The following is a 7,202-nucleotide window of genomic DNA, read 5'->3' on the forward strand; positions in this document are numbered from 1 at the left end:
GTCGCCGAGGCCACGGCGCACGCCGACGGACTGGTGGGCGACGCCCGCGCGGAGTCCGCCGAACTGCTCGACCGGTCCCGCCGCGAAGCCGAATCGACCACCTCCCGTGCCCGAGCCGAGTCCGACCGGCTGGTGGAACAGGCCAACGTCATCTACGACCGCACCATCACCGAGGCCCGCCAGGAGCAGCAGCGGATGCTGTCGGAGTCCGAGGTCGTCCGGATCGCCGACGAGGAGGCCAGCCGGATCCGGGACGCCGCGCACGCGGAGAGCGATCGTCGGCGCGAGGAATGCGACGCCTACATCGACGACAAGATGGCGCGGTTCGAGGAGTTCCTCGGCTCGACCCTCCGCACCGTGTCCCGCGGGCGCGAGGAACTCCACGGGGTCGCCCCGATCGGCCGGCGTGAGGCCCACGGCCGGCGCGGGGCGCGCGAGGGCGATCACTACGGCGACGGGTACGGGGACTACTGACCGACGACGGGTAGTCTGCTGGGCGTGTCCACCACCTCCCGCCCCCGACATCAAGGCCGCCCGGCCGCCGATTCCCTCGTCCTCGACACCCGCAGCATCACCCGGTCGCCGGGTGCGATGACGCAGGTCCGGCGCGCCGCGGTCCTGCCGTCGTCGATCGGGGTCGAGTTGATCCGCATCCCCGAGGGTGACGAGGTCGACCTGGACCTGGACCTGACTTTCGTCGAGGAAGGAGTCCTGGTGACCGGCTCCGTCGCCGGACGCGCCTCGGTGGAGTGCGCACGGTGTCTCGGCGAGTTCACCACCGAGGTCTCCGTGGATCTCACGGAGATGTACGCCGCCGAGGGCACGGCCGCCGCCGACGGGGTGGAGCAGGACGAGGTGCGTCTGCTCGACGGCGATCTGCTGGACCTGGAACCGGCTCTGGTCGACGCATTCGGCCTGGAGTTCCCGATGTCGCCCACGTGCACGGATTACGGCCACAGTGTCTGCGTCAACCCCGACACCCCCGCGCCGGACGGTGTCTCCGGCGACACCGAGGGACGCATCGATCCGCGATGGGCCGGACTGGCCGAGAAGTTCGCGGACCCCGGGACCGACGAGGGGGCCGGGTGACGGACCCCGCCCCCGAGCTCGATGCGGTCCTGGGGGTGCGGCTCCCCGCGGACCTGGCCGCACAGGCTCTGACCCACAGGTCGTACGCCTACGAGCACGGCGGGCTACCCCATAACGAGCGGCTCGAGTTCCTCGGAGACGCCGTTCTGGAACTCATCGTGACCGAGCATCTCTACGCCGCCTACCCGGACCGCCCGGAGGGTGACCTCGCGAAGATCCGGGCCAGTCTGGTCAACACCTACGTTCTGGCCGACATCGCCCGCGAGCTGGGCCCGACGGGGCTGGGAGCGCTACTACGGCTCGGCAGGGGGGAGGAGTTGACCGGCGGACGGGACAAGCACTCGATCCTGGCAGACACCCTGGAGGCCGTCTTCGGCGCCGTGTACCTGACCCACGGTCTGGACGTGGCGAGGGGGATCGTCGAGGGGATCATCGGTGAGCGGCTCCGCGTGGTCCCCACCCTGGGAGCGGCGCTCGACTGGAAGACCAGTCTTCAGGAGAAGTGCTCGGCGCTCGGCCGACCCAAGGCACGGTACGAGATCACCTCCACCGGACCGGACCACGACAAGACCTTCACCGCGGTGGCCCTGGTCGGCGACGACCCGCTGGGTCAGGGCGTCGGCCGGACCAAGAAGGAAGCCGAGCAGAAGGCCGCCGAGCAGGCCTGGGCGGCCCTGGACCGGGCCACGGGCTGACATGCCGGAGCTCCCCGAGGTCGAGGTGGTGCGTCGCGGCCTCGAGACCCACGTGGTGGGCCGTCGGATCCTCGACGTCGACGTGACCGGGGTCCGCACGGCCCGCCGGCAGCCCGGCGGCCCGGCGGAGATCGTCGCCCGGCTGACGGACCGGGTCGTGAGCGGGGCGTGCCGACGCGGCAAGTACCTGTGGCTGACCCTGGACGGGGACCACACCGTCGGGGCCGACTGCCTGCTGGTCCACCTCGGCATGAGCGGTCAGATGCTGGTGACGGACCCCGGTGCTCCGCAGGTACGACACCTGCACGCCCGCGCCCGACTCGACGACGGCAGGGAACTGCGGTTCGTGGACCAGCGGACGTTCGGCGGATGGACCGTCGTGCCACTGGCCGAGGCCACCGACGGCACCCGTGTGCTCCTGCCCGCGCCGGCCGCCCACGTGGCCGCCGACCCCTTCGAGCCCGGCTTCGACGAGCCGGCCACCGCGCGGGCGATCCGCCGCCGGGACACCGAGATCAAGAGGCTCCTGCTGGACCAGACCGTGGTGTCGGGGATCGGCAACATCTACGCCGACGAGGCGCTGTGGCGGTCCGGTGTCCACGGCCGCCGGCGCGCGGGAGCGCTGACGCTGGGCACCGTCCGCGGGCTCCTCGGCCACGCCCGCGAGGTGATGGCGGAGGCGTTGGACGCCGGGGGCACCTCCTTCGACGCCCTGTACGTCAACGTCAACGGCGCGTCGGGGTACTTCGACAGATCGCTCGACGTCTACGGGCAGGCGGGACGACCGTGCGCGCGATGCGGGACACCGGTGGTCCGGGAAGAGTTCATGAACCGCGGTTCGCACTTCTGCCCGGGCTGCCAGAGGCCGCCCCGGCGGGCTGTGGCGCGGCGGACCCGCTCCGTACGATGACCGACATGACGATGACCGACCCGGACGACACTTCTCAGCCCCCGCCGCCCGCCACCGATCTCCGGGTCGAGCGGTCCGGGACCCGGCGGTACGTGGGGCATTCGTCGCGAGGTGCGAGGGTCGAGATCGGCTCGGCGGACGTCGAGGGAGTGTTCACCCCGGGGGAACTGCTCAAGATCGCGCTCGGCGCGTGCACGGCGATGGCCTCCGATTTCACGATCTCGCGCCGATTGGGTGATGACTACGCCGCGACCGTCCGCGTCTCCGGGGACGCCGACCGCGAGGCCGAGCGGTACCCGCGACTGGAGGAGATCTACGAACTCGACCTGACCGGGCTCGACCCGGCCATGGCCGACCGGGTGCTCGGCATGATCCGTCGCTCGGTCGACGCGACCTGCACGGTCGGCCGGACGCTCACCGCGGGGACCGCGATCGGGCTGCGGTTCGACACCGGGATCGACCGGACCGGCGGAGACGCTCCGTGAGCGCACCGGCGCCCGATACGGTCCGGCTGGTGGCCTGGGTCCACGGGCAGGTGCAGGGCGTGGGTTTCCGGTGGTGGACGCGTTCCAGGGCACTCGAGCTCGGGCTCGTGGGCTACGCCGCGAACAAGCCGGACGGACGGGTCCACGTCGTGGCGGAGGGGCCCCGCCGGGCATGCCTTCAGCTCGTCGACCTGCTGCGGGGCGGAGACGGGCCGGGCAGGGTGGAGCTCGTGGTGGAGTCCTGGGACCGGGCCCGGGGGGACCTGTCCGGATTCCGCGAGCGCTGAACGCGTTCTCGGCCGCGGACCCGGGCCGGGCAGGGGCATTCTGGAGGTGGACCGATCGCGACCTGAGAGACAGATCGGAGGACCGGACCATGACCTCAGGCACCGGAGACGGTGGCGTGGCCGACGTCGCCTGGCACGCACTGGAGGTGCCGGACGTACTCGACCGGGTGGGCGCCGGCACCACGGGACTGACCTCCGATGAGGCGACGCACCGTCTGGAGCGCCACGGTCCCAACCGGTTGGAGGCGACCGACGCGACCGCCGCCTGGCGGGTGCTGCTCCGGCAGTTCCGAAGCCCCCTGGTCCTGTTCCTGATGTTCTGCGCCGCGATCACCCTGGCGCAGGGTCACCTGGTGGACACCGCCGCGATCACGGCGGCGGTCGTGCTCAACGCGGCGATCGGGTTCTGGCAGGAGCGCAAGGCGGAGACAGAGGTCCGGGCCCTGCAATCCCTCGCCTCACCCACCGCCCGCGTGCGCCGGGACGGTCAGGTGCAGACCATCGACTCGGCCGCGCTGGTGCCCGGTGATCTCGTGCACCTCGACAGCGGCGACCGCGTCCCCGCCGACCTGCGGCTGATCGAGGCGGTGTCCCTGAGGGTCGACGAGTCGATGCTCACAGGTGAGTCCCTGGCCACGGACAAGGACACGCATCCGGTCGCCCCCGATGCGCCGACCGGGGATCGGACCGGTATGGCGTTCAGCGGCTCGCTCATCTCGTCGGGCCGTGCGACGGGGGTCGTGGTCGGAACCGGTGCGGGTACCGAGCTCGGGGCCATCAACGAGCTGATCCAGGACACCGCGGCGGCGGCACCGCTCACCGCCCTCATCCACTCCATGGAGCGGTGGATCGGCCTGATCGTGGGGATCTCCGCGCTGGGCGTCTTCGCCGCCGGCCTCGCGCTCGGGCACGATGTCTCGCTGATGTTCCGGACCGCGGTGGCTCTCGTCGTATCCGCGATCCCCGAGGCGCTGCCCGTGGTGCTCACCGTGGCGATGAGCGTGGGCGTGGCCCGGATGGCGCGGCGCAATGCGATCGTGCGGCACCTGCCGTCGGTGGAGACCCTCGGGTCCACGACGGTGATCGGGTCGGACAAGACCGGGACCCTGACACAGAACCTGCTCACCGTGGAACGGCTGTGGACCACGGAGGGGGAGATCGCCGTCGACGCCGCGACCGGGGTCGGCGCCGACACCGGGTGGATGAGTGCCGTCGCGGAGGCCGCCCTGCGCGCGGGCGCGCTGACCAACGAGGCCGTCCCGACGCGGGACGACCCCCTTCGGTTCACCGGCGACGCGGTGGATGCGGCGATGGCAGCGGTGGCGGTGCGACTGGGCGTGGTCACGCCTATCGAACGGGCCGCCGCCCCGGTGGCGCACATGCCGTACGAGCCCGAGCTCGGGTTCTCGCAGACGATCCGGAGCGAGGGCGGTCGGCCGGTGCTGTACGTCAAGGGTGCGCCCGACGCGGTCTCCGCGATGTGCTCGAGCATGCTCACCGCAGGGGGTACCACGAACATCGATCGGGCCGCCGTCCTGGCCGCCAACGAGGCACTGGGCTCGAAGGGGCTGCGGGTGATCGCCACGGCCCGCCGGGAGCTAGGGGACGGGGATGCGCGCCTGGCCGGCGGGACCCTCGAGGGAGCACCAGGGGACCTGACCTTCCTCGGCCTGGAGGGGATGACCGATCCACCACGTCCGGGCGTGCAGGAGGCGATCGCCGGCTGCCGGTCGGCGGGGATCCGGGTGATGATGATCACCGGAGATCATCCGGTCACGGCCGCCGCGATCGCCGGGAGGCTCGGGCTGGACACCGGCACGCCCCCCTTGACCGGTGCCGAGATCGCGGCCCTGGACGACACGATGCTCCGGGCCCGGCTGGCGGATGCCACGGTCGCAGCCCGGGTGTCGCCACAGGACAAGATGCGGATCGTCGACCAGCTCATGGCGATGGGCAACGTTGTCGCGGTGACCGGGGACGGCGTCAACGACGCGCCCGCACTCCGCGTCGCCTCCATCGGGGTCGCGATGGGCGGCTCGGGCACGGACGTCGCCCGCCAGGCCTCCGACATCGTGCTCACGGACGACGACTTCAGCACGATCGTCCACGCCGTGGAGGAGGGGCGGGTCACCTTCGCGACCATCCGCAAGGCCACCTTCTTCCTCCTGTCGACGGCGATCGCGGCGCTGCTGGCGGTCGCGGTCAACGTCTTCACCAACTCCCCCCTGATCCTCCTGCCGGTCCAGATGCTGTGGGCGAACCTGGTGACGTCCGGGATACAGGTGATCGCCCTCGCCTTCGAGCCCGGCGAGGGCGACGAACTGGAGGTGCCTCCCCGGAATCCCGGTGAGGGTGTCCTCGACGCCCCTATGTGGTGGCGGACCGCGCTGAGCGGGGTGTGGATAGCCGTCGTGACGCTGGTGGTCTACGAGCGCGCGATCTGGGACGGGATCGAGACCGACCACGCCCGCTCACTTGCGCTGACGGTGCTGGTGGCGGCGAGCTTCTTCCAGGTGATGAACGCCCGGGCGTTGCGTCGCTCGGTGTTCACCCTCAACCCCCTGGCGAACCCGCTGCTGCTGGTCGCCACGGCGGTCGCCGCCTGCCTGCAGGTGATGGTGGTGAGTTGGCCGGTCCTGGCCGGCCCGATGGGCCTGAGCGCGCTGAGCCCCGGTGAGTGGGTGCTGTGTGTGGCCGTCGGCGCCACGGTCATCGCGGTGTCCGAGATCCACAAACTGGCGGTGACACCGGCGGCCCGCCGACGCGCGGCCGCGATCCCCGCCGCAGGAGTCGCGGCTCCGGGGCGGTAGCCGGCCGTGCCATAGGATGGACATCCGTGTACCTCAAGTCGCTGACGCTCAAGGGCTTCAAGTCCTTCGGGGCGCCCACGACCCTGAGGTTCGAGCCCGGCATCTGTTGCGTCGTCGGCCCCAACGGCTCCGGCAAATCCAACGTCGTGGACGCCCTGACCTGGGTGATGGGGGAGCACAGCGCCAAGTCACTGCGCGGCGGCAAGATGCAGGACGTGATCTTCGCCGGGACCGCCGGCAAGTCGCCGCTCGGCCGCGCGGAGGTCACGCTCACCCTCGACAACTCCGACGGCACCCTGCCGATCGACTACGCCGAGGTGTCCTTGACCCGCCGGATGTTCCGCGACGGCGCGGCAGAGTACGAGATCAACGGGGACCGTGCCCGGCTGATGGACGTCCAGGAGCTGCTCTCGGACTCGGGCATCGGGCGCGAGATGCACGTGATCGTGGGCCAGGGCAAGCTCGCCGAGATCCTCGAGTCCAAACCGGAAGAGCGCAGGGCCTTCATCGAAGAGGCGGCCGGGATACTCAAGCACCGCCGCCGCAAGGAGAAGGCCCAGCGCAAGCTCGCCGGGATGCAGGGCAACCTCGATCGGTTGACCGACCTGACGGGCGAACTGCGCCGCCAACTCAAACCGCTCGGACGCCAGGCCGAGGTGGCGCGGCGGGCCCAGTCCGTCCAGGCCGACCTCCGCGACGCGACGTTCCGGCTGGCCGCAGATGACCTGGTGACGCGGCGCGCAGAGCTGGCGGATGCGGAGAGCGTCCGGGAGAGGCTCTCCGAGCAGGTGGCCGCGGCGGTCGACCGGCGGGACGACCTCGCGTCGTCGGTCGCGCGGACCCAGGCCCTGCTCGACCGGCTCTCCCCGGAGGCCGACGCGGCCCAGCAGCGATGGTTCGCCCTGTCGACGCTGGCCGAACGGGCC

The 7,202-nt window shown here is 71.6% G+C and carries 7 protein-coding genes and 1 pseudogene; all 8 read left to right on the plus strand.

The features are described 5' to 3' along the window. Nucleotides 1–474 (plus strand): annotated as a pseudogene (locus IY392_RS14495) (DivIVA domain-containing protein); the annotation flags it as partial. A gap of 24 nt (nt 475–498) precedes the next feature. Further along, nucleotides 499–1,089 (plus strand): DUF177 domain-containing protein, encoded by a 591-nt coding sequence (locus IY392_RS14500; RefSeq protein WP_107756659.1) that lies wholly within the window; start codon nt 499–501, stop codon nt 1,087–1,089. Beyond that, on the plus strand, nt 1,086–1,784 hold the full coding sequence (gene rnc, locus IY392_RS14505) for a ribonuclease III (RefSeq protein ID WP_182613338.1): 699 nt from the start codon (nt 1,086–1,088) through the stop codon (nt 1,782–1,784). The genes IY392_RS14500 and rnc overlap by 4 nt, the downstream gene beginning before the upstream one ends. Before the next feature lies 1 nt (nt 1,785). After that, nucleotides 1,786–2,694, plus strand: coding sequence for a bifunctional DNA-formamidopyrimidine glycosylase/DNA-(apurinic or apyrimidinic site) lyase (gene mutM / locus IY392_RS14510; protein ID WP_194861592.1), 909 nt, complete (start codon nt 1,786–1,788; stop codon nt 2,692–2,694). Nucleotides 2,695–2,699: 5 nt separating this feature from the next. Beyond that, nucleotides 2,700–3,179: an OsmC family protein gene (locus tag IY392_RS14515; protein ID WP_194861593.1), complete on the plus strand. Its 480-nt coding sequence runs from the start codon at nt 2,700–2,702 to the stop codon at nt 3,177–3,179. Continuing rightward, nucleotides 3,176–3,466, plus strand: a complete 291-nt coding sequence (locus tag IY392_RS14520; protein WP_107756656.1) for an acylphosphatase — start codon at nt 3,176–3,178, stop codon at nt 3,464–3,466. The genes IY392_RS14515 and IY392_RS14520 overlap by 4 nt, the downstream gene beginning before the upstream one ends. An 89-nt stretch (nt 3,467–3,555) precedes the next feature. Next, on the plus strand, nt 3,556–6,276 hold the full coding sequence (locus tag IY392_RS14525) for an HAD-IC family P-type ATPase (RefSeq protein WP_194861594.1): 2,721 nt from the start codon (nt 3,556–3,558) through the stop codon (nt 6,274–6,276). 26 nt (nt 6,277–6,302) lie between these two features. Next, a partial coding sequence (locus IY392_RS14530; protein WP_194861595.1) for an AAA family ATPase occupies nt 6,303–7,202 on the plus strand: 900 nt, incomplete at its 3' end.

It is taken from the genome of Dietzia sp. SYD-A1 (assembly GCF_015356725.1).
Lineage (GTDB): Bacteria > Actinomycetota > Actinomycetes > Mycobacteriales > Mycobacteriaceae > Dietzia.